Annotated in this window: 26 protein-coding genes and 2 tRNA genes; 19 read left to right on the top strand and 9 right to left on the bottom strand. The window is 53.8% G+C overall.

The genetic code is table 11. From position 1 onward, the window contains the following. Window positions 1-36 precede the first annotated feature (36 nt). The 4 genes from Q7R85_03145 (at window position 37) to Q7R85_03130 (ending at window position 2,861) form a co-directional block, all read left to right on the top strand. Entirely contained in the window at window positions 37-1,083 is a 1,047-nt protein-coding gene (locus tag Q7R85_03145) for a DNA recombination protein RmuC (protein MDO8585089.1), read from the top strand. Window positions 1,084-1,085: 2 nt separating this feature from the next. Continuing rightward, window positions 1,086-1,772, top strand: a complete 687-nt coding sequence (locus tag Q7R85_03140; GenBank protein MDO8585088.1) for a hypothetical protein — start codon at window positions 1,086-1,088, stop codon at window positions 1,770-1,772. 41 nt (window positions 1,773-1,813) lie between these two features. Beyond that, window positions 1,814-2,566, top strand: coding sequence for a hypothetical protein (locus Q7R85_03135; GenBank protein ID MDO8585087.1), 753 nt, complete (start codon window positions 1,814-1,816; stop codon window positions 2,564-2,566). An 88-nt stretch (window positions 2,567-2,654) separates the two neighbouring features. Beyond that, window positions 2,655-2,861 carry a hypothetical protein gene (locus Q7R85_03130; GenBank protein MDO8585086.1) on the top strand — a complete coding sequence of 69 codons (207 nt, stop codon included), beginning with the start codon at window positions 2,655-2,657 and terminating at the stop codon, window positions 2,859-2,861. A gap of 111 nt (window positions 2,862-2,972) precedes the next feature. Here the strand turns inward: Q7R85_03130 and thrS are convergent, their stop codons facing one another. Both thrS and Q7R85_03120 read right to left on the bottom strand, forming a co-directional pair. Beyond that, the gene (gene thrS, locus Q7R85_03125; protein ID MDO8585085.1) at window positions 2,973-4,754 is read right to left on the bottom strand and encodes a threonine--tRNA ligase; all 1,782 of its coding nucleotides are present in this window, start codon (window positions 4,752-4,754) and stop codon (window positions 2,973-2,975) included. A 96-nt stretch (window positions 4,755-4,850) separates the two neighbouring features. Further along, entirely contained in the window at window positions 4,851-5,243 is a 393-nt protein-coding gene (locus Q7R85_03120) for a hypothetical protein (GenBank protein ID MDO8585084.1), read from the bottom strand. A gap of 130 nt (window positions 5,244-5,373) precedes the next feature. On the opposite strand from Q7R85_03120, the gene Q7R85_03115 reads away from it, so the two are divergent. After that, entirely contained in the window at window positions 5,374-5,613 is a 240-nt protein-coding gene (locus Q7R85_03115) for a hypothetical protein (GenBank protein MDO8585083.1), read from the top strand. 206 nt (window positions 5,614-5,819) lie between these two features. On the opposite strand, the gene dnaE is transcribed toward Q7R85_03115, so the two are convergent. Next, on the bottom strand, window positions 5,820-10,283 hold the full coding sequence (gene dnaE / locus Q7R85_03110) for a DNA polymerase III subunit alpha (GenBank protein MDO8585082.1): 4,464 nt from the start codon (window positions 10,281-10,283) through the stop codon (window positions 5,820-5,822). 118 nt (window positions 10,284-10,401) lie between these two features. Between dnaE and Q7R85_03105 the strand changes: the two genes are divergently transcribed. Continuing rightward, window positions 10,402-11,199 carry a serine protease gene (locus Q7R85_03105; protein ID MDO8585081.1) on the top strand — a complete coding sequence of 266 codons (798 nt, stop codon included), beginning with the start codon at window positions 10,402-10,404 and terminating at the stop codon, window positions 11,197-11,199. Window positions 11,200-11,327: 128 nt separating this feature from the next. Here Q7R85_03105 and Q7R85_03100 read toward each other — a convergent pair whose 3' ends face one another. Beyond that, window positions 11,328-12,845, bottom strand: a complete 1,518-nt coding sequence (locus Q7R85_03100) for a trypsin-like peptidase domain-containing protein (protein MDO8585080.1) — start codon at window positions 12,843-12,845, stop codon at window positions 11,328-11,330. A 180-nt stretch (window positions 12,846-13,025) separates the two neighbouring features. On the opposite strand from Q7R85_03100, the gene Q7R85_03095 reads away from it, so the two are divergent. The 3 genes from Q7R85_03095 to trmD all read left to right on the top strand — a co-directional run bounded on the left by Q7R85_03095 (window position 13,026) and on the right by trmD (window position 15,104). Next, window positions 13,026-13,706: a ribonuclease HII gene (locus Q7R85_03095; GenBank protein ID MDO8585079.1), complete on the top strand. Its 681-nt coding sequence runs from the start codon at window positions 13,026-13,028 to the stop codon at window positions 13,704-13,706. Between the two features lie 150 nt (window positions 13,707-13,856). Beyond that, on the top strand, window positions 13,857-14,354 hold the full coding sequence (locus tag Q7R85_03090; protein MDO8585078.1) for a hypothetical protein: 498 nt from the start codon (window positions 13,857-13,859) through the stop codon (window positions 14,352-14,354). 84 nt (window positions 14,355-14,438) lie between these two features. Continuing rightward, entirely contained in the window at window positions 14,439-15,104 is a 666-nt protein-coding gene (trmD, locus tag Q7R85_03085) for a tRNA (guanosine(37)-N1)-methyltransferase TrmD (GenBank protein ID MDO8585077.1), read from the top strand. 166 nt (window positions 15,105-15,270) lie between these two features. Here trmD and Q7R85_03080 read toward each other — a convergent pair whose 3' ends face one another. Beyond that, window positions 15,271-15,756, bottom strand: coding sequence for a hypothetical protein (locus Q7R85_03080; GenBank protein MDO8585076.1), 486 nt, complete (start codon window positions 15,754-15,756; stop codon window positions 15,271-15,273). Between the two features lie 285 nt (window positions 15,757-16,041). Between Q7R85_03080 and rplJ the strand changes: the two genes are divergently transcribed. Then, window positions 16,042-16,560, top strand: a complete 519-nt coding sequence (rplJ, locus tag Q7R85_03075; protein ID MDO8585075.1) for a 50S ribosomal protein L10 — start codon at window positions 16,042-16,044, stop codon at window positions 16,558-16,560. A gap of 4 nt (window positions 16,561-16,564) precedes the next feature. Further along, window positions 16,565-16,933, top strand: a complete 369-nt coding sequence (rplL, locus tag Q7R85_03070) for a 50S ribosomal protein L7/L12 (protein ID MDO8585074.1) — start codon at window positions 16,565-16,567, stop codon at window positions 16,931-16,933. Window positions 16,934-17,162: 229 nt separating this feature from the next. On the opposite strand, the gene Q7R85_03065 is transcribed toward rplL, so the two are convergent. Beyond that, window positions 17,163-17,234: transfer RNA gene (locus tag Q7R85_03065), tRNA-Val, on the bottom strand. 161 nt (window positions 17,235-17,395) lie between these two features. On the opposite strand from Q7R85_03065, the gene Q7R85_03060 reads away from it, so the two are divergent. The 7 genes from Q7R85_03060 to Q7R85_03030 all read left to right on the top strand — a co-directional run bounded on the left by Q7R85_03060 (window position 17,396) and on the right by Q7R85_03030 (window position 23,070). After that, the gene (locus Q7R85_03060; GenBank protein MDO8585073.1) at window positions 17,396-17,899 is read left to right on the top strand and encodes a hypothetical protein; all 504 of its coding nucleotides are present in this window, start codon (window positions 17,396-17,398) and stop codon (window positions 17,897-17,899) included. Window positions 17,900-18,117: 218 nt separating this feature from the next. Next, the gene (mraZ, locus tag Q7R85_03055; protein ID MDO8585072.1) at window positions 18,118-18,549 is read left to right on the top strand and encodes a division/cell wall cluster transcriptional repressor MraZ; all 432 of its coding nucleotides are present in this window, start codon (window positions 18,118-18,120) and stop codon (window positions 18,547-18,549) included. 14 nt (window positions 18,550-18,563) lie between these two features. Continuing rightward, window positions 18,564-19,514 (top strand): 16S rRNA (cytosine(1402)-N(4))-methyltransferase RsmH, encoded by a 951-nt coding sequence (rsmH, locus tag Q7R85_03050; GenBank protein ID MDO8585071.1) that lies wholly within the window; start codon window positions 18,564-18,566, stop codon window positions 19,512-19,514. 33 nt (window positions 19,515-19,547) lie between these two features. After that, complete coding sequence (locus Q7R85_03045) at window positions 19,548-19,862, top strand: hypothetical protein (GenBank protein MDO8585070.1); 315 nt, start codon at window positions 19,548-19,550, stop codon at window positions 19,860-19,862. A 125-nt stretch (window positions 19,863-19,987) separates the two neighbouring features. Continuing rightward, entirely contained in the window at window positions 19,988-21,646 is a 1,659-nt protein-coding gene (locus Q7R85_03040; protein ID MDO8585069.1) for a penicillin-binding protein 2, read from the top strand. A 63-nt stretch (window positions 21,647-21,709) separates the two neighbouring features. After that, on the top strand, window positions 21,710-22,948 hold the full coding sequence (murF, locus tag Q7R85_03035; GenBank protein ID MDO8585068.1) for a UDP-N-acetylmuramoyl-tripeptide--D-alanyl-D-alanine ligase: 1,239 nt from the start codon (window positions 21,710-21,712) through the stop codon (window positions 22,946-22,948). Between the two features lie 47 nt (window positions 22,949-22,995). Next, window positions 22,996-23,070: transfer RNA gene (locus Q7R85_03030), tRNA-Glu, on the top strand. Window positions 23,071-23,187: 117 nt separating this feature from the next. On the opposite strand, the gene Q7R85_03025 is transcribed toward Q7R85_03030, so the two are convergent. The 3 genes from Q7R85_03025 to Q7R85_03015 all read right to left on the bottom strand — a co-directional run bounded on the left by Q7R85_03025 (window position 23,188) and on the right by Q7R85_03015 (window position 24,899). Next, window positions 23,188-24,156, bottom strand: coding sequence for a hypothetical protein (locus Q7R85_03025; GenBank protein ID MDO8585067.1), 969 nt, complete (start codon window positions 24,154-24,156; stop codon window positions 23,188-23,190). 127 nt (window positions 24,157-24,283) lie between these two features. Then, complete coding sequence (locus tag Q7R85_03020) at window positions 24,284-24,646, bottom strand: hypothetical protein (protein ID MDO8585066.1); 363 nt, start codon at window positions 24,644-24,646, stop codon at window positions 24,284-24,286. Between the two features lie 46 nt (window positions 24,647-24,692). Continuing rightward, complete coding sequence (locus Q7R85_03015) at window positions 24,693-24,899, bottom strand: hypothetical protein (GenBank protein MDO8585065.1); 207 nt, start codon at window positions 24,897-24,899, stop codon at window positions 24,693-24,695. A 143-nt stretch (window positions 24,900-25,042) separates the two neighbouring features. On the opposite strand from Q7R85_03015, the gene tgt reads away from it, so the two are divergent. Continuing rightward, the gene (tgt, locus tag Q7R85_03010; protein ID MDO8585064.1) at window positions 25,043-26,179 is read left to right on the top strand and encodes a tRNA guanosine(34) transglycosylase Tgt; all 1,137 of its coding nucleotides are present in this window, start codon (window positions 25,043-25,045) and stop codon (window positions 26,177-26,179) included. Window positions 26,180-26,250: the final 71 nt, after the last annotated feature.

Raw genomic sequence — 26,250 nt, 5'->3', positions numbered from 1 at the left:
TTTACACCAAATCGGAAAATCTCGTATACTGGAGATATGAACATCACGACGCTCGCCATTGTTCTTGCGGTTGTTATTGCTGGTTTCGCGGCGCTGTATTTTGCTTTGCGGAAAACGCTTGAGGCACTTAAGCCAAAAGACGATACGCAGTCCATGCTGATGCTGCAGCAGCAGATTAGCCAGATCGCGCAGACGCTGGATGTGAAGCTCGGCGAATCCGCGCGCGCGATGCAGCATCAGTTTAGTCAGAGCGCCGGCATCATCCGTGACGTAACGGAAAAACTGACGCGTCTGGACGAAACAAACAAGCAGGTCGTGAGTTTTGCCGATCAGTTGAAAAACCTGCAGGATATTTTGAAAAACCCGAAACAGCGTGGCATTTTGGGCGAATATTATTTGGAGACGGTATTGAAGAATGTGTTGCCGCCGGGTTCGTATCAGATGCAGTACGCGTTTACGGACGGCGTCATTGTGGACGCCGCCGTGTTTGTGGATAAGCGCGTCATCCCCATTGACTCAAAGTTTAGCCTGGAAAACTACAACCGCATCTTGGAAGCGCGCGATCCGGTAGAAAAAAAGCGCTACGAAGCAGCGCTGGTCGCGGACTTGAAGGTCCGCATTGATGAAACGTCAAAATATGTGAAGCCGCAGGAGAACACAATGGATTTTGCGTTTATGTTTATTCCGTCAGAGGCGATTTATTACGACTTGCTCATTAACAAAATCGGCGCCGTTGCCGAAGAAACACGGAATCTGATTAACTACGCGGGAACAAAGCACGTCATTATTGTTTCGCCGACGTCATTCCTCGCGTATCTCCAGACCGTGCTGCAGGGTTTGCGCAATCAAAAAATATCGGAACAGGCAAAAGAAATTACCAAGCAAGTGGAAAACTTGGGACGTCATCTCCTGACGTTTGATGAATATATGCAGAAGGTGGGGAAAAATCTCGGAACGACGGTTTCCATGTATAACCACGCGTATAAAGAATTCGGAAAGATTGATAAAGATGTGTTGAAGATTACCGGAGAAGCGGTAGGGGTTAAGCCGGAACTTATCGAGGGACCGGATAGCGAGGAATAGTTATGGAAGCCGCCCTCGGAGCAAAACGTCAGCAGCAAGTGCTTTACGATATAAAGTGGAAGAAGTTTTTGCGCCGCGCGTGGCTCGTGCGCTATATTCCGTTTGTGGAGTTTGCGCTTGCCTCCGGTTCCATGGCGACGGGGAATGTTAACCAAACGTCGGATTTTGATGTGCTGATAGGAAGCCGTGAAGGACGGATCTTCACCGCGCGGTTTTTTGCCGCATTGGTGTTCGGGATTTTTGGCTGGCGCAGATCGCGCCTTGACCGCCACGAAACGGCGGCGGATAAAGTGTGTCTGAATCATTTTGTCACCCGAAGCGCGTATTGTTTAAAGCCGCCATACAGCGATGCGTGGCGGGCAATGTACTCCTCGCTTGTGCCTGTGTTTGGGAGACCCGAAGCGGTCAATGCGTTTTGGGCGGCGAACGCGGGTTGGATGGGGGATGAAACACAATACGCGGAAGACGCGCGGCATATCGGGGATCGGGCAAACATTGTCGGTCGCATGCTTTCCGCGATGCTTTCGGGCAAGATGGGCAACGCAATGGAACGAATGTTGCGTTTTTTGCAGATGAAAAAAATTGAGCGTAGCATGCGCGCGATTCCGAAGGAATTCAGGCCACGAATTATTGTTTCCGATGTTGAACTTGAGTTTCATCCCGACCAGCGGAAGTTTGAGATGGTATAATAAAAGAAGCAAATGGTTGCTCTTGATTTGGAGGGCAAAGCGTGTCGGAAGAGAATAATCTTGGTCATTGGGTGGAGGAGGTGACAAATGACGCGGTGGAGCTCCTTAAGGCGCGAGGAAAGATTCCCGGCTTTATTCGCGGGGCAGATGGGCAGGGAGTCGATTTCTTAACGGGAATTGATTTCATCATCGGGCTGCGCAACGGTCTTTCCATGAAGGTGCAAGTGAAATACTCCGAGCGCAAGAAGCCGTTCCGGACGCTCTCCAAGCATCTGCGGCGGTACGGTTCAGTGCGTTACATTCTGCTCTTCAGTAACGCGTTGGAAGACGACCTTGTGAAGTGGAAGCTGGAGCAGAAGGAGCCGGACATCAAAGATCGGTTCGGGCGCTGCATTCCCGACGGTATCCATATCGCGCTCGTGCGTACGGACGCGGAGATCCACGCGATGGCGGCCACGGAGCGCAGGCGGCTCATGGCTAATCGGTACTACCGTGAGCTTGCCGCGGAACTCCGGAGCTATCAGTGGTGTCGTGGGCATGTCAGCCGGCGACTTCCGAAAGAGCTTTGGAAGATACTCGCGGACAAGGAGGAGGAAGCCCGGCGCATCGTGAAGACGGAGCGGGAGCCGCTCAAGGCAAACCCACGCTATCAGCGCTTTGTGGAAAAGGTCGCGGCGAAAATCATGGAATTCGTTGATGTCGCCTGCGTCACCGCTTTGCGCTACGAGCAACAGGAGGAAGAAATCCGGCGCAAGAAGGCGCAGGATGATGCGTCAAAAAACGTAGGGGAATAGCCCTCCGACGTGCATCCGAGGGCTATTGACTTTTTGGCGCGGATGCGCTATACTGTATTAAGTCACGAATCAAGGAAAGAGGTGAGTGATGGTAGCGAACTTTCGGCGGCTTCCGAACTTTCTTCGTTTCCCGAAGCCATCCTCCTCTCCTTCGGACAAGGTGAGGGTGATGGAGGAGGATGAGCCGGATGTGGGGCTTACGGGCGCGATGATCGCGCTCGCCCTCACGTGCGTGGGGCTGAAACTCCTCGTGTTTCTCTGTGCCGAGTCTCTCCCGCACGTCTTCGGTTCGTAGTCGGGGTGTACCCGATTACTGTTGCGAAGCAGGTCTACCCCCGGCTTCGCAACTCGCGCAAGGGTCCCGGTGCATCGCATCGGGACCCTTTCATTTTTATGCAACAGGAAACTATGCCCGTGTCTGAATCTCACCTTTCAATTTCACAACAAGTTCAGCAAGCGGCAACGCTCCCAAGTCGCCTTTGACGCTGTGCCGTACGCTCACGCTGCGCGCCTCAACTTCTTTTCCTCCGATAACCAGAATGTAGGGGATATGTTCCACTTCCGCTTCGCGGATGCGTTTGCCGAGCCGCTCGGTGCAGTCAACAAGTTCTACGCGGATGCCGGCAGCAGCAAGGGCTTCCCGAACCTCTTTCCCATACTCCTGGAACTTATCCGATACCGCGATGACCCGTGCTTGGACGGGTGACAGCCATAGCGGGAAGTTGCCGGCATAGTGTTCAATCAAAAATCCGATGAATCGCTCATGCGTGCCGAGGGGTGCCCGGTGGATGACGAGTGGCGTTTGTGGTTTGCCATCGGTATCGGTGTAGGTAAGGCCAAAGCGCCCCGGAACCGCGAAGTCCACTTGGTTGGTGGCGATGGTAAACTCCCGGCCGATGGAACTCCATACCTGCACGTCAATTTTCGGTCCGTAAAACGCGGCTTCGTCCGCCACCTCAACGTAATTGATGCCGCTCTTATCCAACACCTCGCGCACCATGTCCTCCGTCTTCTTCCACAGCTCCGGCTCGTTCACGTATTTTTTGCCGAGCCCGCTTGCCGCGTGCGTTGAAAATCGCATCACATATTTTGTGAGACCGAAGAGTTTGAAGTAATTGAGGTAGAGGTCGTTCACCGCGCGGAATTCGCTTTCAAATTGGTCTTCTGTACAGTAAATGTGCGCGTCGTTCATGGAGAGCATTCGCACGCGCATCAATCCGAAAAGTTCGCCGGATTTTTCGTAGCGATACACGGTGCCGTATTCGGCGAGGCGTAACGGAAGGTCGCGGTAGCTCCGCGGTTCCGCGGCATAAATCTGGTGATGATGCGGGCAGTTCATCGCCTTGAGGTAATACGTCGTCGTCTCGTCGTTTTCCTCTTTGAGTTGCATCGGCGGGAACATGGTCTCCGCATAATAGGGGAGGTGCCCCGATGTTTTATACATTGTCTCTTTCGCGATGTGCGGTGTGCGCACTTGTTTGTAGCCGGCCGCGCGCTCGGTGTCCTTCGCAAGCCGCTCTAATTCTTCAACGATGATGGTGCCGTTCGGAAGCCACAGCGGAAGTCCGGGGCCGACGTAATCCGAGAAGGCAAACAGTTTTAGTGCCGCGCCGAGCTTGCGATGGTCGCGCTTTTTTGCTTCTTCTAACATTGCGAGGTGCGTATCCAATTGCGCCTTATCCGGAAACGCAACGCCATAAATGCGCGTGAGCTGCGGATTTTTTTCGCTACCACGCCAATAGGCACCCGCGATGTGCGAGAGGGTAAATCCGGACGGATCAATTTCCGAGGTGTTTGTGACATGCGGACCGGCACAAAGATCCGTAAACACATCTCCGGTCGTGTAAAACGAAATCGGTTCGTTGGTTTTTTTGAGCTCCTCCACGAGCTCCAACTTAAACGGCTGGTCTTTGAGAAGTTCAATCGCTTCGGTCGGTGTTCTTGTAAAACTTGTGAACGGCAGTTTTTGCGCGATGAGTTTGCGCATGTCTTCCTCTAGTCCTTTCAGGTCATCCGGCGTAATTGCGGATGGAAGCTTGAAGTCATAATAGAATCCGTCCTCAATCGTGGGGCCGATGCCGAGTGCTGTGCCCGGAAACTTTTTCATCACCGCCGCCGCCATGAGGTGGGCGAGTGAATGACGAACCTTATGGAGCTGCTCGTCCTTCGGGTCGGAAGTTTTTTCCATATTTCCTTATTGTATGAGAAAAAGAGGTGAAATGCAAAACCCGCGGGCAGTAGCCTTTGGCTACCGCCCGCGGGTCCTGTTGCGTGCAGGGATGCGCTAGTCGTGCGCCCGCATGCCCGATTCGTGTATGCCGGCCTTCGGGTCCTGGTGGTAGACGCACTTTCCGTGTCTGAAGATATAGACGGGGCAGTAGGGATTGAGCTTCTTGATGAAGTCCTTGGCGGCACGTTCACCGCAGAGTTTCACGACTGCGATGTCTCCGGCGTGGTTGCAGTAGCGGCGATTGCGTTCGCCGAAGGAGACGCCGATGTGGTCCCGATCGTGGAGTCGCCCACGGAGTTCCAAGTCCAAATCCGTCGTGACGCCGGCGTAGTCAATCACGACGACGGTCTGTTTGGGCCAACCGAGGCGCACGAAGGCCTGGATGAGTCCGAATTTGCCGATGAGGTAGCACCTCGGCACATTCGCCGGCTTCTTGGCTGTGCTCATGTTCTATCTCCAAAACGAACCACTGCTGAAAATACTAGAGTATAATGGTCCTTGCGTCAATTTTAAAAACTGGACAAATCATTTCTGATGGTGTATAATGTAGTACAGTGTTCCGTTGGAGGAAAGAACAATGCAAGTGCTTTGGCTTTACGTGCCGCTCTTCATCTACGTTGCGCTGGGGTTTCTGCGCACCGTGGATCAGTATTGCGAGGCGAAGGCGGTCGGAAACGCGTGGATGACGGAGTATCATGCCGCGGGCTTGCGACTGGGCGTGTGGGTGCTGCTCTGTATGAGCGGCATCATCTCCGTGATTGCGTACGTCATGCGCCGCGAACTGTTTGACCACCTGCAGTTCCTGTACTGGCTATGAGAGGGTCTAACGTGGCGCAAACATCGCATCGAGCTCCTTCACGGATTCCGTGGAGGAGCTTTTCGAATTTAAGCTCCGGCGCTGTAAGCGCTACCTTGTCATCACCCTCCACCTTCAGCGAGCAGGCACCGTGAAGCAAGACATGGAGTGTGCCACAATCGGGCTAGAGATCCTTCGGCTGCTGCCTCAGGATGACAACCGAATAGCTACAACTCCTGTGCCTGCTCGCACACAAACTTCGCTTCACCATTCTTCCAATTCATCCTCCCCATCAAAAGCACCGCGTTGTTTTCTTTCCAGATGTTCATGGTGCGGCCGAAGGCCTCGGGAAACACAATCACTTCAATCGCGTCGGTCAAATCTTCAATCGTCGCGAAGAGCATCGGCGCGCCTTTCTTCGTCACGATTTTTTGTATGCGTGTCACCACACCCCCCATCGGGAAATATAATTGTTCGGATTGCTCCTTGAGCGCTGCGCCGACTGGCTTTGCCTTAAAACCGGCAAGTTTTTCCTTATGGATGTTCATCGGATGTTCAGACACATACAGTCCGAGCAGTTCCTTTTCCCAAAGCAGTTTGTCTTTCATCTCTGCCGGAGGAAACGCCTTGATGCGAAGTGCAGAAGAGGAGACGGTTTGTGTAAAGAGCCCGTTGCCGCTTTCCTTGCCGTAGCGTTTGATGGCGCCGGCGAATTTCACAATCTCTTCAATGTTGCCGAGGATAGTGTTCCGCTCAATTCCGAACGCGTCTACCGCTCCGCACTTCACCAAACTTTCCAGCGATTTTTTGTTGAGGTCTTTGTGCTGGACGCGTTGCAAGAGGTCGGCGAGCGTTTTGAAGTCGCCCTTCATGTTGCGTTCTTCAATGATGGCGTCCACGATATGCGTCCCCACGTTTTTAATTGCCGCGAGTCCGAAGCGGATGTGCTGACCATCGGGGGTAAATGTCGCCGAGCTTTTGTTGATGTCGGGCGGAAGAATCTCATGCCCGGCATGTTTGGACTCCGCGATCAAAAATGCCATCCGTTCAATATCGCCGGAGTCGGAGTTCAGCAAGCTCGTGAAGAACTCAACAGGGTAGTGCGCGCGGAGATACGCAGTTTGGTATCCCACCATGGCGTAGCACACGGCGTGCGAATTGTGCACAAACATATCGTTGGCAATAAAGTTGTGAGTCTTTGGGACGGTAAGGTCAAAAGTGTCTTCAACTCCTGCATAGACGATATCCGCTATTTCGTCCCAGTATATATCGGAGCCCGCGTGCGCGATGAGGCGCCCATCTTCCAAAAGCGATCCGAGCGATGCAACGGTTTCTCTTAAATATCCGATTTTCCTCGCGTCGTCATAAAAAAGCCGCTCGGCGAAGCCGTTGGTTTTTGCGAAACCGACGATTGTGAAGTCGCGCGCGCGAATCGCGGACTTGATTACTTGGTCAACGAGTGAAACGGGAATGGTGTCGTAGCTTCCCCGCGCCGCCATTGGCGTAAGTGAGCCGTTGATAATTGGGTGCGTCGCTGAGATAGAACGAAGCGTATGCTGTTTTTCGCCGACTAAATGGTTTCCGAACGCAGAGATGAATTTTTGGATGTTGTCATAGCGCGAGAGGGTTACGGTGTAGCCGGGTTTAATCCCGCCGCGATACTTGAATCGTTTCGCGTGGATCGTTGATAATATCCCGAATCGGAGAAGAAGGTGCTGCAGGTCGCGGGCAATAAACGGCGATGAGGTTGCGTAAAAGATTTGCGGGTCGCGCTTGGTGTTGATGCAGCCGTCCCCTTGAAACATTTTAGCGATGAGCACCGCGAGGTCGTCGTTTGAAAGGTGAAATACAAATTCGGGGAAAAACTTTTGCGTCGCCTTTTTATATTTCAGTCCAAGCGATTCAATCCACGATACGGCCTCGGAAGGCGCCTTGAGATTTTTTCGTTTTGAATAGACGGAGATTGCGGACTTGCTACGGTTTAATACGCCGACGGTATTATGAAAGGCGTGAAGATGGCGAAGATAGTCGTTGATTTCCTCTTCTCGCGTTGAATAAAAGTACACGCCGTGCGGATGGCAGAGATTGCCTTCAGCGAGGAGATAGCCTAAAACGGCGAGTTTGTGGCGTTCAAACGGCAAAGGTTTGGTCGGTTCCGGTATGCGGCGGGGCACGGCTATTTTTTCGCCCTTTGAGATTTGCTCAAGCATGGTCCATCCCGAAGGCGTGAGTAACGGATGATTCATCGTGGCCTTGATGCGCCGCCCGCTTCTCGTCATGACCTCCCACACTTTTTTCTTGCCGTTGTGGAAGACGATGGGCGCGACGCGCTCTTCTATGTTCAGGTGTTTGTTGAGTGTGAAAACATTTGGACGGCAACGTGAGTGATAAATCTCCGCGAGCGTCGTGCGCGCTCCGCTTTGAGGATCGGTGATGCGCGTATCGCCCGTTAAGCAACGATTAAAACCGTATCTAGCGAACGGCGGGAACAATTCCCAGATGGCGTTCGCGGTTGCCTCGGGTATGCCGCGTTTGATCATGCCGCCGATGAGCTTGGTCTGCTGCTCATCCAAAAGTTTCTTGATTTTTTTACCGATGGCTTTACGCAGGGTGTCCGCTTCCGCGAGCGAATATCCGGCAAGGTCGCGTGCGATGCGCATCATTTGTTCCTGATAAATGCCGACGCCGTACGTGTTTTTCAAAATCGGCTCCAGCTGGGGATGGAGGTAGGTGATGACTTCTTTGCCATGTTTCCTCAAAATGTACGACGGGATAAGTTCCATCGGACCCGGGCGGTACAAGGCAACCATGGCGGTGATGTCTTCAATGCTCGTGGGTTTCAGTTCTTTCAAGTATCGCCGCATGCCGGATGACTCTAGCTGGAAAATGCCGGTGGTTTCGCCGGACTTCAGCACTGCAAATGTTGCGGCATCGGTGAGCGGTATGTCGTGGATGTCAAACAGCGGCGCCCCTTCGGGCCGCGCTGCATTCATGAGTCGCACCGCGTCCTCGATAATGGTGAGGTTTTTCAAACCCAGTAAATCCATTTTGAGGAGTCCCAGGTCTTCAACGCTGTGCATTTCGAATTGCGTCAAAATAACGCTGTCATCCTGTGGCGCTCGCTGGAGCGGAAGATAATCAGTGAGTGGCGCCTCCGAAATTACGGTGCCGCACGCGTGCACCGATGCGTGCCGCGCCACGCCCTCCATTTGTTTTGCCGCGTCAATGATGCGTTTTGCGTCCGGGTTCTTGTCGTAAAATTCTTTCAGCTCCGTAACGTTTTTCATGGAGTCCGTCAGATTCTCACTCATCGGGATAAGCTTTGCGAGTTGGTCGCAGAAGGTATAGCTGATGCCCAAGGCGCGGCCCACGTCCCGCACCGCGGCGCGCGCCGCCATCGTCCCGAAGGTGATGATGTGCGCCACGTGATCCATGCCGTATTTTTCCTGCAAATAGCCAAACACTTCGTCGCGGCGGCGGTCCGTGATGTCCACGTCAATGTCCGGCATCTGGATACGTTCGGGGTTTAAAAAGCGTTCAAAAAGCAAGTCGTAGGTGATGGGGTCAACGTCGGTGATTCCGAGAATGTAGGAAACAATACTTCCGGCTGCCGAGCCGCGGCCCGGGCCAACAACAATGCCGCGTTCTTTTGCCCAGTTGATGAAGTCCTGAACGATCAAAAAGTAATCAGGAAAGCCCATCTTCTCAATGACCGAAAGTTCAAACTGCATGCGGTCGGCGACCGCGGGCGTGACAGGGGAATAGCGCGAGGCGATACGTTCATCTAACAGTTTGCGGAGATACGCTTTTGCGTCTCCTCCCTCGGGAACCGGAAATTTTGGAAGACGGATGGTGTTGAGTTGGAGTTTGATGTTGCAGCGATCGGCGATCGCGGCGGTATTTGTGATTGCCTCCGGAACATCGGCAAAAAGCGCTGCCATGTCGTCGGGGCTACGCATGGAAAAGTCGTCGTCTTTAAGGGACAAGCGGTCGCTGTCATCCAACTTGTTTCCTGTTTGTACCGCGAGCAGAATGTCGTGTGTTTCTGCATCCTCTTTTTTGAGGTAGTGGATGTCTTGCGTCGCCACAAGCGGGATGCCGGTTTCTTTGGAGAGCCGACGCAGTTCCGTCATAGGCTTGATGGTTTCCTTGATTCCGGGGTGATGGCCGATTTCCAAAAAGAAATTTCCGGCGCCAAAAATGTCTTGATATTCTAACGCCACGCGTTTCGCTTCTTCATAACGGTCGGCCATTAAGTTGCGCGCGACTTCTCCTGCGAGGCATGCCGAGAGTGCGATGAGCCCCTCGTGATGCGCGCGAAGCAGGGCCTTGTCCATCCGCGGCTTATAATAGAAGCCGTCCAGGTGGGCGATTGTTGTGAGTTTCAACAGATTTTTCCAGCCAGTTTCGTTCTCAACAAGGAGGATGAGGTGGTGGTAGCGTTCGCTCGCCTGCGGGTCTTTATCTTTATGGTCCTTTGGGGCGATGTATGCCTCAACTCCTAAAATCGGCTTCACGCCCGCGGCGGTTGCTTTTTTATAAAACTCCACCGCGCCATAGAGGTTGCCGTGGTCGGTCAAGGCGATTGCATCCATGCCAAGTTCCTTCGCGCGCGCGACAAGCGCGTCAATTTTCGCCAAGCCGTCCAGCAGGGAATAGTGCGAGTGAGTGTGGAGGTGGGTGAAGCGCATACGACTTCAGCATACAAAAACTTGCCATGATACACCATACCGCGTGGGGCTATTGCGTATTTTATTGTCGGGTGTATGGTGAAATAAGATTGAAAGGGCTCTATGTAAGGAGTGAGCCATGCGTAGGTTTGCCGGATACCTCTGTGCGGCGCTGATGTTTGCCGTGATGATCGTGAGCTCTTCCCGCGTGGAAGGCCGCGACGATCCGAAGGAAAAGAAAACGTACGACTGCAGCGTCTGCGACAACGAGGCGTACGAGTCGACGGCGAATAAGGCGCTCATGTACATGCACGTGGCCGGTGTGGATGAAGGGATGAAGGAGCACCGCGCGCGAAGGTTCATGGTGCAGGGCGGCACCGCGTTCGCGTTCCGTGAGCATCGGAAGGCACCCGTGCGCATCTGCACCGCGTGGCATGTCGTCGCGGAACTCCGGGAGTGGAACGGAACGCTGTTCGCGGTCTACCTCTGGAACATGCACGAGATCGTGCCGCTCGTCGCGTCGTGCTACAACGCGAATGCGGATATCGTGGTGCTGGACTTTGAGGATCCGGACTACGAATACCAGGGAAGCGTCTTGAACCTTGGCGACGAGAAAGAGCTTGAAAAGGGAGACGATGTTGTCGCGATGGGCGCGCCGCATTCCCATTTGTTCATGCGTACGGAGGGAGAGTTTAGCTTCCGCGGCAAAGAGGAGGGCGGAGCAAACCGCTTTTTGCATAGCGCTTTGACGGCGCCAGGCATGTCCGGAGGTCCGGTACTCGACAAGACCGGATTGGTTATCGGGGTGAACATCTCTTGTTATCCCGACGATCACAAACACCATTCCGGCATGAGTGTCGCTGCGCCCGTCAGTGACCTCAAGGCTATGCTCGAGGATGAGCGGCGCAAGCGGAAGGAAAAGGAAAAGAAGAAGTAACATGACTGCGACACCCCCTTTGTTTCGGCAAAGGGGGTGTTCGAATTTTGGCACAGGTAACGAAACACGCCGCAAGCACTGAGTGCCTGCGGCGCGTCGCGTAAGTCTGGCGTAGCCAGATACGTTCACTACTTCTTTTCCGGTACCTCTTCCAGCTTGTACCGTTCGTGGGTGAAGACGCTGCCCTTGAAGATGCCGAGCGCGATCTTCAGTTCCTTCATTTCGTCCCCACGCTTCACCATCATGGTACCCACGGCGGAGGGTACGACGTTCGTGATCATCCGCCAGAGATGGGCGTCGTCTTTCGGTACGACGCCGTTCCACGAGAGAACGATGTCGCCTGCCACGAGACCCGCCTTGTCTGCCACCGAGTCCTTCATGACCTCGGTCGTGACAACGCAGCGTTCCACGACGGTCTTCATGCCGATACCTGCCCAGTCGGGAGGGTTGAAGCGCCAACTGTTCACGAACGCCGCGTGTTCCAGCTGCGAGTGCAGCACCTCGAAACCGCGCGCATTCTTGAGTCGCGGGTACATGTCCTTCATGTCGCTGACCGAGGTAGACATGAAGTACCCACCGGGCTTGTTCATCAGCGCGACGTTCACGCCGACGACTTCGCCCGTACGCTTCAGGATGAGCGGACCGCCGGAGTTCCCGAAGGTGATCTGCGCCGAGTGCACGAGGATGCGCGGCTGGGTGAGCCCCTGCTCAATGCCGAGATAGTCCACGTCCATCACCTCACCTTCGGTGATGGCGAACTGCGCGTCCAGCGGGCTTCCCATTGCCACCACCTTGTCACCCGGTTGCACGTCGGCCATGTTGCCCAGCCGGAACGCCTTTCCGGGGAACTTGAATCCCTTGCGGAATCGGAGCAGCGAGAGATCGTAGCGCCAGTCGTAGCCGACGATCTCCACCTTCTCCGGTTGCAGATTCAGGTCATCGCGGAACGCGCACCAGAGCTCCTTGATGGGCTGGCTGTTGTCGCGGTCCTTGATGTGGCTCGCCGACCAGAGGTATTGGTACTCCTCGTCCGAGCCGTCCACGTTCTTCTTCTGCTCTTCCACGAACCCGGAGAGGTGGCCGATGACTCCTTCGAACCTGAACTTCTTCGTGTTGAACTTGAGATTGCCGTTCTCGTCAACGGAGATGCCCGTGAGGCGGTCAAACTCAAAGCTGGAGTACACGTAGATCTTCACGACGGCGTTGTTTTCCTTCCAGATCGTCGCGAGATCGGAGCCATCCGGCGCTCCGCTTCCGGCAGCCATCAGCGCCCGTTCCATCGCGGCGATGCGCGCGACATCCGCGGCGTGCTGGGCGTCGGATGCGGCCTTCAGATCGTCGAGTCGCTGCTCCCACACGCCCGTGACCTCACGGAGCCGCATCTCGGCAGCCTGACCGAGCGCATTGAGTGCTTCGTCAGTCATCCGCGCGAGCATCTTGATGTGCTGGAGCTGCGCGTTGTAGAGCGCTCGGATCTCATCGTCGTACTTCGCCTGAAGCCCTTCCAACTTCTTGGTCGCGGCATTTTGCGCCGCCATCTGGTTCTGGAGTTCCTCGTACTTGCGATTCTGACGATAGTCCTTGACGCCAAGCGTCATAAGAACAACCGCCAGTCCCGCAAGCACAAGACTGGTGCGGGTACTCATCGGAGTATCCTTTCCTCTGAACGGAAATTGGAAAAAACGGGTTACCGCGCAAAACATTTGCGTGGCAGTTATCGCGGCAGTGCGATTGATTCACCTCCTTTAACGCTAAAAACGCCACGATAGCGAAACCTATTTAGCACTAATTTGAGTATAACATACGGGAAGTATAGAGTATGAAGTATGCGATGGATTATCGGAATAGACGAAGTCGGCCGGGGTTCCCTTGCCGGTCCTGTGATGGTTTGCGCGCTGGCGATGCCGCACGGTTTTCGGATATTCCCTGAGCTTGTCGAAGGGTTACCGAAACTCCGCGACTCCAAGCAGCTTTCCGCATCTCAACGCGAGTGCTGGGCGGCGTGGGTGAAAACGCAGCCGGACATCCATTTTATGGTTGCCCGCGTATATCCGCGGGGGATTGAGCGCATGAACATTTCCCAAGCCGCGAATCTTGCGGCAACTCGCGCTTGCTATAGATTATTGCCTGAGCTTGCCTGCCCGCCAAAGCCTTGGCGTCGGAGGGTCGAAGGCGTACATAATGGTAGTCCTTCGATAAACTCAGGGCGTAACATCAAAGTTCTCCTTGACGGCGGTCTGTATCTCCGTGTAAATCCGCGTAGCTATCCGCGTCTTTCCGCTTCTACCATCGTCAAAGGCGACGAAAAATTCACCGCCATCAAACTCGCCTCTATTGTCGCGAAAGTCGCGCGCGACAAGTTTATGCATACGTTAGACGTCCGTTACCCGCAATATGGGCTCGCAATACACAAAGGATATGGCACCAAGCGCCACATCGCCGCGATAAAAAAGTACGGCCCATCCGAAATCCATCGCGCGACATTTGTGAAGAATTTCGTCGTATAAAATCACCAATAATCATTCCAACATTCTCAAGAATGTTGGAATAACTGAACATGATTATCGCTCAAGCACAAGCTTGCACTGCTTTTTGAGGCGTGCTATTATAGTCCCAGCGTTAGAGAAGCAATCAGTTGTCTTTTCGGAGGGTTGCGCATGAGCGGCAAGGCCTACATTTACCTGGAAGACAAGCTGGCGGAGCTCCTTGCGGCGAATGAACACAAGTTTCGTTCCGGTGAGGTGGTGGTGAGTGGTGGCGTGGTGCCGTTTGATGCCGCGTGGATATGTAGCCAGATTGGCTGGACCACCGTCGCTGTGGCTGATTCGTTGAAGCGGATGGCAGAGGATCCGACAAACCACATCGTGCTGCGCTTCAAGACGGCGGACAATCCCGACGTCATTCACATCGACTCCGTGGTGCTGGAATTCATGCGGAAGCACGAGTTCGACGTCATCATGGAAACCGGTGGGTTCGACGCGCAGTTCATTTCCGACCAGTTGGGACTCGGCCGGAACTACGTTGCCTGCGCGCTTCGCCGGATTGCCGATGCGAAGAACTTCATTGGCCTCGTGAATCGCGACTCCGACAACCCCGCGCCGAGGCGCGACTACGGCGTCTCAAGGGACACGAAGTATGCCGCGGTGGCGGGCTAGCGAAGACATGTGGTCCGATGTCCGCCGGACATCGGACCACACTCAATTTCCCATACGTACTTCTTGATACTCTATACTTAATACATGACAAGATTTGACATCATCACAATTTTCCCGCATATCCTTGACTCCTATTTCAGCGAGTCAATTTTGAAGCGTGCCCAAGAGAAGCGTTTGATTAAAATTGTCAGCCACAACCTTCGCGATTTCACGAGCGAGCGCCATAACAAAGTTGATGATAGTCCATACGGTGGGGGACCGGGGATGGTATTGCAGGTTGCGCCGATTTATAAGGCGGTTGAATTTGCGAAACGTAAAGGTAGCCCTTCGACAAGCTCAGGGACTAAGAAAAAAACAAGAGTGATTTTATTTTCAACGCGCGGAAAAACGTTTGACGCGACTGCCGCGCGGCGGCTGGCGAAGTACGATCAGTTGATTTTCATTTGCGGCCGCTATGAGGGCGTGGATGAGCGCGTGGCGCAACATGTTGCCGACGAAGAAATTTCCATCGGTGATTTTGTGCTTTCCGGCGGCGAGCTTCCGGCGGCAGTGGTTATTGAAGCGGTTGCCAGGCAAATCCCCGGTGTACTCGGGAAGTATGCATCATTGGAAGAAGTGAAGGGGAGTTATCCGGTCTATACACGTCCGGAAATGTTTGTCCCGAAGCGTGGCGCAAAACCGTGGAAGGTCCCGAAAGTCCTCGTAGAAGGCGATCATAAAAAAATAGAGGAGTGGAGGAAGCAATTTTAGTGTCATTCCCGCGTCCTCCGGAGGAGGATCCGCTTCAGGCGGAAAGGCGGGAATCCAGAGTGAACAAACTGGATTCCGGGTCAAGCCCGGAATGACAGGATAGAGAATAAAATGCGAAAGGCCCTCAGTCGTGAGACGAAGGGCCCGTGCGTCGTTGTGTGGGGATTTACCAGCGGGAATCGCGACTCATGTAGGCCCCATCATTCTTGGGCTTCATGTCCCGGAAGCTCTTGACTTGCCTCAAGCGGCACGATACGCGTTCGTAGCCGAGCGCCTCAATGAACACAGTGATTGCCAGAAGCTCATTGTCGGACGCGTGTTGCTGCACGCGCAGCGCGAGGTAGCGCTTGGCATCGCGCGCGATTTTTTTGTACGATTCTGACTTCGGCCGCGGAACGTTCGTGACAAACCGCTTCGCCACGGTGATGAGATGCGCTGCGATGTTGCTGAGCAACGGCGTCTCGCGCAGAATTCTTCCCGCCCCGTCGCGTGTTTCCTTGGTGACGCGCCGGCGCATCCACCGCGCGGGATGTTGCGCGATCGCGATTGCGTCCCGACTGCACGATTCTCGGATGAGCGTGTTCGCGAGCGCGGGAAGCAGGATGAGCTCCGGAGAACGGAGCAACTCTCGCGTGGTATAACTGCGTTTCATGACGATTCTCCTTGTGTCAAAACTGACTTCAATATAGCGATTCGCGCATCATTTGACAACCGCTGTGCAACTTTGCTACATTATTTATACAGTCCGCAGACAATAGGCGGTCGCGATAAAGCGGCGCAAGACCTATCGAGGATGGCATTTGTTCGTAGGCCAAAGTGTAGCCGATGGACGAATCCCTGCGCGACTCAAAAGGTCGCTATTTTTTTTAGTGCTTTAGCTTATCGCTTCTTTGTCTAATGAAGCTAACGAAGCTAATGCAGCTAACGAAGCTAAATCATGCTTACAAAAATACAAAAGAAAGAGCAGGTTGAACGTGGCGCGAAAGAGCTCAAAAACGCGAAGAGTTTGATTTTCGCGGATTTCACCGGTGTTAAAACCGCCGACGTGAAGAATCTGAAAACCGCGTTGCGGGCATTTGGCGCGACGTACAAAGTGTTTAAGAAGCGGCTCTTGAATATCGCGATGAAAGACGTGGGCGTTGCGGTTGATCTGAAACAGTTTCCGGGTCAGCTTGGCACCGTGTTCGCGCCAAAAGCGGTATACGATGTCGCGGGCACCGTGTATAAGTTCGCGAAAGATCTTTTGAAGAAGGCGAAAGTTGACTTCAAAGTGATGGGCGCGTATGATGCGGGCGAGAAAAAGTTCTACGATGCCCCACAGTTCGCTACGATTGCGAAGTTGCCGTCGCGCGAAGTGCTTCTGGCGCAGATCGCGATGATGCTCACGATGCCGGTCAAAAAAGTAATGGTTGGGCTCAACGGTCGAAAAGAACAATTAGAAAAAACAACTGCATAAATATATGGCAAATTACGACGAAATCTTATCAAAGATTGAAGTGTTGAACGCGATGGAGCTCTCGGAGCTCGTGAAAGCGATGGAGGTGAAGTTCGGTATTTCGGCGGCGATGCCGGTCGCGGCGGCGGGCGCAGGCGCGGCAGTGGCCGAAGCCGAAGAGAAGACCTCCTGGAAGGTGATGCTCAAAACAGGCGGCGAGCAGAAGATTCAGGTCATCAAGGTGTTGCGCGAAGTAACCGGTCTTGGCTTAAAAGAAGCGAAGGACATGGTGGACGCCTCGCCGAAGGTGGTCAAAGAGGGATTGAAGAAAGAGGACGCGGAAGAGTTGAAGAAGAAGCTGGAAGCCGCTGGTGCAACGGTGGAATTGCAGTAAAGTCCCCGTTCCCGTCCGATTCCAAGATGCGCAAAATAATAAAACCCCCCTAGGGGGTTTTATTATTTGTGGGCGCACTGGAATCGAACGTCGGTCGCCTTCGGCTGACCTCCTTGAAACCCAGCGGTTTCAATACTTCCGCCACGGGGAAACTCCCGTTTCCCCGACCCCTTTCCCGTCCGATTCGCCCACATATAAAAACAAGCGGGCATCCGCTTGTTTTTATATGTGGGCGCACTTGGAATCGGACCAAGAGTCTTTGCAATGTGAATGCAACGTTTTACCATTAAACTATGCGCCCAGTGTCTATAATGTAAATCAAAATGACGCGGCTTGCAATATTTGACATTTCAAACAGAAACTGCTATGCTTTTTCCAGCGTAAAGTGATCAAGGAAGCAGCTAGGCGCCGCTCGCGGTGAGTGGCGTCGCGTTGCCTCCGCAACATCGTAGGAGGTTCATCGTGTTGGACAAGAAGTGTGATCGCGAGCAGCTTCGCGAATTCATCGTCAAGGCGCTGATTGTTTTGTCGATCTGCATGGTCGGCGCGACATGGGCGACGTGGCAGGCGTGCACGGACGACCGCGCGATGAAGGCGGCGCGTGACGTGACCACCGGTCACGAGAGCGGTATGGAGGAAGACGAGGCGCGATTCTATGGAGCGACCTCGGTCGTCGCAGTCGCCGCAGTGACCTTTCCGGTCGCCTTCTTTGTGACCGGGTTTGCTCTGATGATGGCGTGGGCGTTCGGGTTCAGAGCGATTCCGGTGTTTGTCGGCGTCGCATGGCTCACGCTCGACAAGCGGATTGAACCGATGCCGGCGGTGATGATCATCGCACTCGGTACCGGCGTCGCGTTCGGACTCGCAATGTGGATCACAAAAAGAGATGCTAGGCTGCGGCGGAGGCGATGGTGGGGGAAGGTAAATGCGGCGCGACGGGCGTCGCAAAAAGGGAGCTGTGGATAACACGGCTCGGTAGTCAAAAAAATGTAGGAAATCAGCGGTCGGGACCATGCTTGCATGGTCCCGATTACTATTTGGCACAAGTGAGAAAAGTGGGGTAGTATAAAAGGGTAGTGGGGAATTGTGGATAACTGTGGGGAGAACTCACGAAACGGTGCATAACTCGAGGGTGTGCGATTCGCATTATTTTGAAATCAATTTGCATTATTAGCGATTACTCCATGTTCATCGGCGAATATCAACACAATATTGACGCGAAGGGTCGCATGGCGGTGCCGGCAAAGTTTCGAGGCAAGCTGGGAAACGGCGCCATTATCACGCGCGGGCTTGATAAATGTCTTTTCATATTTAATGCCGCGGAGTGGGAAACGCTTGCGGCAAAAGTGACCGCGCTTCCGATTTCGCAATCCGGCGCGCGCGCGTTTTCGCGATTCATGATGTCGGGTGCGACTGATGTGGAATTTGACGCGCAGGGGAGAGTCTTGATTCCCGAACATCTCCGTGCATACGCGGGACTTTCAAAAGTCGCGGTAGTGGCGGGCGTGTACAATCGCATTGAAGTATGGGATGAAACAGCGTGGAAAGAATATCGCACCAAAACCGAATTGGCGTCCGATGAGATTGCGGAAAAGCTGGGGGAATTAGGAATTTAGCTTCGTGAGAACCAATGATTCACAAACCTGTTCTTAAAAATGAAGTACTCGCGGCGCTTGATCCAAAACCGGGCGAGTTTTTTATTGACGGAACATTGGGCGCCGGCGGACACGCCGAATTGATTTGTGAACGAATTGGGAAGACGGGACGGTTGCTCGCCGTTGATGCTGATCAAAAAGCGATTGAAAATTTTGCGTCAAATGTCAAATGTCAAATGTCAAATGTTGTTTCTGTCAACTCCAACTTTGTACGACTGCCCGACATCTTGAAAGAAAAAAATCTTGGGCTCGCTGACGGCCTACTGCTGGACCTTGGCCTTTCTTCGGACGAGCTGGCGGCCTCCGGCAGGGGATTTTCGTTTCAGGTGAATGAGCCGTTGCTGATGACGCTTGATGCCGCGGCAACGCCGGTGATGGCAATACTCCGCACGCATTCCGAGGAACAACTTGCCGGCATCATTAAAAAATACGGCGAAGAACGTTATGCAGGTCGCATCGCCGGAGAAATCAAAAACACCTTGCGCCGGCAGCCGATTGAGACAACATTTGACCTCCGTGACGCGGTACTCCGCGCGGTGCCGGTGCAGTACACCCATGGGCGCATTCACGCCGCGACGCGTACGTTTATGGCGTTCCGCATCTACGCGAACCACGAATACGAGAATCTGGAATCGATATTGCGGAATCTGCCGGATATCGTGCGTGACGGCGGGAGAGTCGCCGTCATCACATTCCATTCTGGAGAAGATCGCATCGCGAAGAACGTGCTGCGTGACCTCGCAAAATCCGGAACACTCACGCTCATCAATAAAAAAGTGATTGTGCCCGCCCGCGAGGAAATCCTTGCGAATCCGCGTTCCCGTTCCGCCAAACTCCGCGCCGCCGTTATTGGCGTGAAACAGAGTGGTGCATCGGGCGATGCGCTCGCCATCCGCCCCGCCTCTATCCTCTATTCGCGTTATTAAGTCGGAAGATTCGCATTATTCGCGATTACTCCAATGACCATCATCCAGCCCAACCGAACAAACCGCTTGACGAACATCGTATTCGCGATGAGTCTTTTGGCGTTACTTGGCGTGGCGACGTGGAGCATCATGCTTTACAACAAAACGGTCAATATTACGCACGACATCAGCGAAAAAGATCAAGAGTACCAAGCTTTGCTTGCAAAAAACGCGGAACTTAAAAATACGTTGTACACCATAACGGACGTGAAAAATCTTCGGCGCGCGGCGGAAGCTTTGGGGTTCGCGCCCATCACGCGTCCGGAGTACGTCGAGGAGGATAAGGCGCCCGTGCTCGCGGCGCGGTAAGTTCGCTCTGCGGGTCGTTGTGATGGTAAAATAAACTTGGGCGTCGCAAGGACTCCATTTTTCGGTTAACAAATTTTAGTTTTCGATTGTCGTTTTTAATTTTTTGATTTCAGTTTTTAGTTTGTATGACCATTTCCCGCTCATCAATTTCGTCCGCGCGATTAGTATGCGTCATCGTTTTTTTGTTTGGTATGTACGGCGCGCTCATCACGAATCTGTATAATCTCCAAATCGCCAAAGGGAAATATTATGCCGCGCGAGCCGAAGCGCAGCACCGGCTGGCGGGATATCTCGCGCCGCCGCGGGGCGGCATCTATCTCACGGACAAGTACAGCAACAGCATCCCGGCGGCAATTAATAAGGCATACCCAACGATATATGTCGCGCCGAAAGAAATTGAAGACGTTGAAGAGGGAAGCGCGTTGTTAAGCAACGCGTTGGGTGTGGATATTGAAAAAATAAAAACGATGCTTTCCAAAAGCAATGACCCGTATGAGCTTTTGGTCAAGCGCGCGACTGCCGAGGAGGTGCAGCGCGTGCGGGACGCGAACGTGAAAGGCGTCTACGTTGATAGCGAGGATTATCGTTATTATCCGTTCGGAAGTTTGGCGGCGCAGGTGCTTGGCTATGTCGGTTCAGGAAGCGATAACCGGGAAGTCGGGCGCTATGGCATTGAGGCGCAGTATAATGCATTGCTCGCCGGTTCGCCCGGGGCGGTGGAGGGTGACAAAATTGAGAAGCCGCTGGCGGGACACGATTTGCATTTGACGCTTGACCGCAACATTGAGGCGCGGGTTGAAGAAGTGCTTGAACGGCTGGTAAGTGAACACGAAGCGACCGGAGGAACAATCATTGTCCAGGAGCCGAAAACAGGAAATATCCGCGCGTTGGCAAACTATCCCACGTTTGATCCGAACACATACGCGAAGTTTCCGCTGGGAAACTTTTTGAATCCCGCGGCGCAGGCGCTCTACGAGCCGGGTTCCATTACAAAAATTCTTACGATGGCGGGTGCGTTGGACGCAGGGAAGGTCACGCCGGACACCGCGTTTTATGATGTCGGATTTTTGACGCTGAACGGGAAAACCATCCGGAATTGGGACTTGAAGGCGTATGGCAAAACAACGATGACCGATGTCATCACGCACTCCATCAACACCGGCGCCGCGTTCGCGGAGCGGAAGCTCGGCGATGACCGCTTTTATAATTATTTGGTCAATTTTGGTTTTAATGATCCGACCGGCATCGGACTACCCGGAGAACTTGCGGGAAATCTGCGGAACCTTGTGCGTAACGCGAGGGAAATCAATTTCGCGACGGCATCGTTCGGGCAGGGAATTTCCGTAACGCCACTGGAGATGATCGGAGCTGTTTCGGCGCTCGCGAACGGCGGCACGCTGATGAAGCCGAGAATATTGGGCGATGAACCACCGCAGATGGTGCGCCGCGTGGTGTCGGAATCCGCGGCGGAGGCGACGACGCGCATGATGGTTGCGGCCGTAAAGGAGGGGAAAATCGCTGATATCCCCGGATATGAAGTCGCGGGAAAAACCGGAACAGCGCAAGTCGCGGATCTGAAAAAGGGCGGCTATGGGAACGACGTCATTAATTCGTATGCCGGGTATGCCCCGGCATTTGACCCACGCTTCGTTATTCTGATAAAACTAGATAAGCCGAAAGGCGCGCCGCTCGCGGGCGCGACGGTTGTTCCGGCGTTTCGGGAGCTCGCGGAGTTTTTGTTGCAATACTATGATGTACCGCCGGACGCACAAACAACGAATTAAGGTAATGCTTCGACAAGCTCAGCAAATAATATTTCCTGAGCGGAGTCGAAGGAATACAATATTGTGAAAGATTTTTTAATCAGACAATTGCAGAGTATTCTGAAGTGGCTCGCGCAGGCGATAATTGCGAAATATCATCCGCGGGTTATTGCTATTACCGGAAGCGTGGGGAAAACATCGGCCAAGGAAGCGGTATACGCGGCGCTGAAAGACACGGCTAATGTTCGCCGCTCGCGTGGGAATTTTAATAATGAACTGGGCGCGCCGCTCGCGATTTTGGGCGATTGGAAAAAAATTGAAGGCGTGTTTTTTTGGCTGAAGGTTGTTGTTCGTGGCTTTTGGAATATTGTCCAGAAAACGGCGTACCCCGAAATTCTTGTGCTGGAGTACGGCGTGCAAAAGCCCGGTGACATGAGATATCTTTTGGAGATTGCAAAACCGGTGGTCAGTATTGTGACCGCCATGGGCGAGGTGCCGGCGCATCTGGAGTTTTTTAAAAGCGCGGAAGACCTGATACGTGAAAAAGCGCGACTAGTGGAAGCTGTGCTTGCAAACGGCGTTGTGATACTGAACGCCGATGATAAAAACGTTCTTGCGATGAAGGAGCGTACGCGCGCCCATGTGATGACGGTCGGAACAAAGGCAAATGCCGACGTGCGCGTCACAAGCGTAGTTAATCAGGAGCTTGAAGATGGGCGTCCCGTCGGAGTAACATTTAAACTTGAATATCGGAGAAACAGTGTGTCGGTGCGCCTTATGGGCGTGCTTGGAAAATCACACGCGTATGCGGCCGCTTTCGGCGTTGCGGCGGGGCTTTCGTTAGGCGGCAATTTGGCGCAATTGGCGTCGTCGGTTGAAAAAAATTATGTACCCGCGAAGCACCGCATGGCGATTGTTCGCGGCGCGAATGGCGCGAACCTTATTGACGATACGTATAACGCGTCGCCACTTTCCATGAGGGCGGCGCTGGATGTGGTGAAGTCGTTAAAACCAAAACGCGCGGTCGGTGTCCTCGGTGATATGCTGGAGTTAGGAGGCGCATCCGACGAAGCGCACGCGAGTATTGGGGAATACGCCGGCAAGGTGCTTGATGTGCTGGTGACCGTCGGTGAAAAAGCACGCATCATCGCGGAGCATTCCGGATTAGCAAAGAAAAATATTGTCAGCGTTTCAGTCGCGAAAGACGCCGTTCCTGTTATTAAAAACTTGCTAAAATCCGGAGATTTGGTTTTAATAAAGGCGTCACGCGGTATTGGGCTTGATACCGTTGTTGATGCTTTGCGCGAGTCCGCAAAGAGCTAATTCGCATTATTAAGCCGAATGATTCGCGTTATTTGCGATTACTCTACGGTCCTATCGTCTAGCCTGGTCTAGGACGTTCCCCTCTCACGGGAAAAACTCGGGTTCGAATCCCGATGGGACCACAAAAATAAAAACCAGCCTCCGTAGCGCGGGGCTGAGTAGTTCAACTTCCCGATGGGATCACAAAATGATGCGGCCCCGAGTAGCCTATGGCTACCCGGGACCGTCCGTCGTTCGTGTTAGGGATTCGTTTTCGTCTCGTCCGTCGCTGTCTTCAGGAAGAACTCGGCGAGCCGGATGATTGCCTTGTCTTCGTCGAGCGCGCGGTTTTCGGCAATCACGCTATAGACTTCCCACACTTCTTCCAGCGTCGTTGAGCGCGCAAGGAGTGCGACATACACCTCGGATCGCGCCGGGGAGTCGTCCGGAAGCGTTCCTGCCAGTGCAATGAGCTCATCGCGGCTGGAGAGCGGAATGTATTGGCGCGCGGCCTGCAGTCCGAGGATGCTCCGCCATTGAATCGCCCCGGAGAGATTGAGTAGAGCATCGCGCGTATCGCATAGCGCCATGAGGTTCGCGATACGCTGCTCATCCTCGAGTGTCGGCAGCTTGAGCGCGGAACGGATGAATGACTCGGCGATATTGGTTTCCTCGGCCATTCCGGAAACGTCAACCTTGCTGGGATCATTCTCGTCCTGGAAGAACTTTGCCATCTTCACGAGGAGGAGTTCTTCGGCGACGGAGAACATGGGCACGATGGTGCTGACCTCCACGAGCTCGCGAAGGCAGCGTTTGTTGTCGGCGGCGGCGGGATCGGAGTTGCGGTCGGGGTCGGCGTTATTTTCGTTGTCGTCCTCGCCGTCGGGGTTTTCGTTGCCGGAGAGTTCTACGAGCTTCTCATAGGCGCGGTGCATTTCCGAGTGGTAGTTCGGAACCGTCCTGAAGATCCGGACAACATCTTTGCGGGCGCGCGACTTGTGGATGAGCTTTCTCACCGCGCTCCGCCCAACCGTGGTTTCCGGTTCAACGATGAGAATGATTCTCGTGATCGCGGCGGGCGTCTTGGCGTTCTTCAGCATCTCCGTGAAGTGCTGCTCAACGGGGGAGAGCGGAAGGTCCAGCGCTCGGCGGATTTTGTACTCGGGGATGCCGGTTTCCTTTTCCATCTTGGCGATGTCCAGTTCATCTTCGGTAATCGGTCTGGTCATCGGTCACCTCCTGTAGCGTGAATGGTTGTTTGTGCGTTGCTATCCAGAGCGTAACAAAGGGAATGGCGGGCGTCAATAAAATGAATTGACCCCGCCATGCGTCATGCACAGCGGGGTCGGTTGCGGGCTACTCGATTCCTTCCTCCGTGAGTTCCTGCTTGGTCTTCGGCCGGAGCTCGATCAGCACCTGGTAGACGAGCCCTTCGAAGATCTGGTTGGTTTGCGGATGCAGGTACTTCCGCCACTTGAAGCTGCTGCCGGAGGAGAGGACTGTGATCCTCCGGTTGTCTTCGTGCTTGAAGTACGTCCCCAGCGCCTCTGCGCAGCGCCTCATGGCGGTGGGAAGATCGTCGCAGTCGAAGAAGAAGATGAGGTCCCCGTCCACCTTCGTCAGCCGACCGTTCATTTCCGTCGTTTCGGCCGGCAGTGGCGATGCTTCCTGCTGTGCGGGTTCCTCAGGCTCGACGGTTCCCGTTTCGGGAGTTGGCATGCGTCAGTTCCTCCAAAAGGCGTTGCCGTGGCGGGTGGGTTGGTCCCTAGCGCTGGATGGAGATGGTGAGCTTACCATCCGTGGCCTTGCAGTGGATCGCTACCTCCGAGATCATGCAAAACTCGTCAGCTCCGAGCTCGGTCAGCCATTCGCTCACGATCTTCGCGAGAAGGTCGATTGGAATCCGCGTTCCGGAAATCGGAACGGTCACGATCTTCACGCCGTTGCTTGACTGCACGATGGCGTTGTCCATCGGTTGCCCTCCAATAGAAGTTTACGGACTTCGCCAAACGCACCGTTGCTTTGGCGATTTGTGCTGCAAACAGCATACATGATTCTGTAAACAGTGTCAACATTGTGATTTTGCAGGTAAAGTTGTATTATAGTGTTACTTCAATGATTTCTTTCCATATCCTCAAAAAATCCCCCAAAAGCAATGCCCGTTTGGGCATCTTAAAAACGCCGCATGGCGAGGTGGAAACGCCGGCCTTGGTGCCGGTTGCGACGCAGGCGGTCGTGAAAACTTTGACTTCTGCCGAAGTCGTGCGCACAAACTCACAGCTACTTATTTCAAACACGTTTCACTTACACCTCAAGCCCGGAGAAGCAGTAGTGAAGAAATCCGGCGGGTTGCATGAGTTTATGCAATGGCCGAAGCCGATCATGACCGACTCTGCGGGTTATCAGGTGTTCAGTTTGGGATTCGGCCGGGATTACGGAACGGGGAAAATTTTGAAAGAAAAGCGCGGGGAAAAAATTGTGCGGGGCGACCAGCCGAAGGCGATAAGAATCACCGAGGACGGTGTGCGCTTCCGTTCGCCGGTTGATGGACGGGAGATTTTCATCGGTCCGAAAGAGTCAATTAAGATTCAGGAAGCGTTAGGCGCCGATATTATTTTCGCCTTTGACGAGTGCACGAGTCCAATAGCAGACGAGGCATATACAAGGAGCGCGATGGAACGCACGCATCGGTGGGCAAAAGTGTGTTTGGAGGCCAAGCGTTCACGGCAAGCGCTCTACGGCATCGTGCAGGGCGGAAAGTTTAAGAAGTTGCGGCAAGCGTCCGCCGCCTACATCGGGGCACTCCCGTTTGACGGCGTCGGAATCGGCGGGGAATTCGGTGACAATAAAAAGACCATGAGTGCCATGCTCCGGACTGTGATGAAAGAATTGCCCGAGGGAAAACCGAGGCATCTTTTGGGCATCGGGCATTTGGAAGATATTGAAAAAATTGTTCGCGAAGGAGTTGATACGTTTGATTGCACGGTGCCCACGCATTATGCGCGGCATGGCGTGGCGTTCACTTCCCGCGGCCGGTTGGACATGCGAAAGATGAAATTTATGACCGACAGAAAACCACTTGATCCGGCGTGCGACTGTGAGACGTGCGGCACGTATTCGCGCAGCTATATCACGCACCTTTTGCGCGCCGGCGAAATCACCGCGTTGCGCCTCCTCACGTTCCATAATCTTTATTATTTTAATGGCGTTGTTGCAGAGGTGCGGCGCATGATAAAGAACGGAAAGCTGTGATGTAGCCCCCCGTCATTCCGGGCTTGATCCGGAATCCAGTATCGTGGAGTTCTGGATTCCCGCTTTTCCGC

Source organism: bacterium (genome assembly GCA_030649055.1).
Lineage (GTDB): Bacteria > Patescibacteriota > Minisyncoccia > UBA6257 > JAUSGH01 > JAUSGH01.
This window is presented reverse-complemented; position numbering and strand designations above follow the sequence as displayed.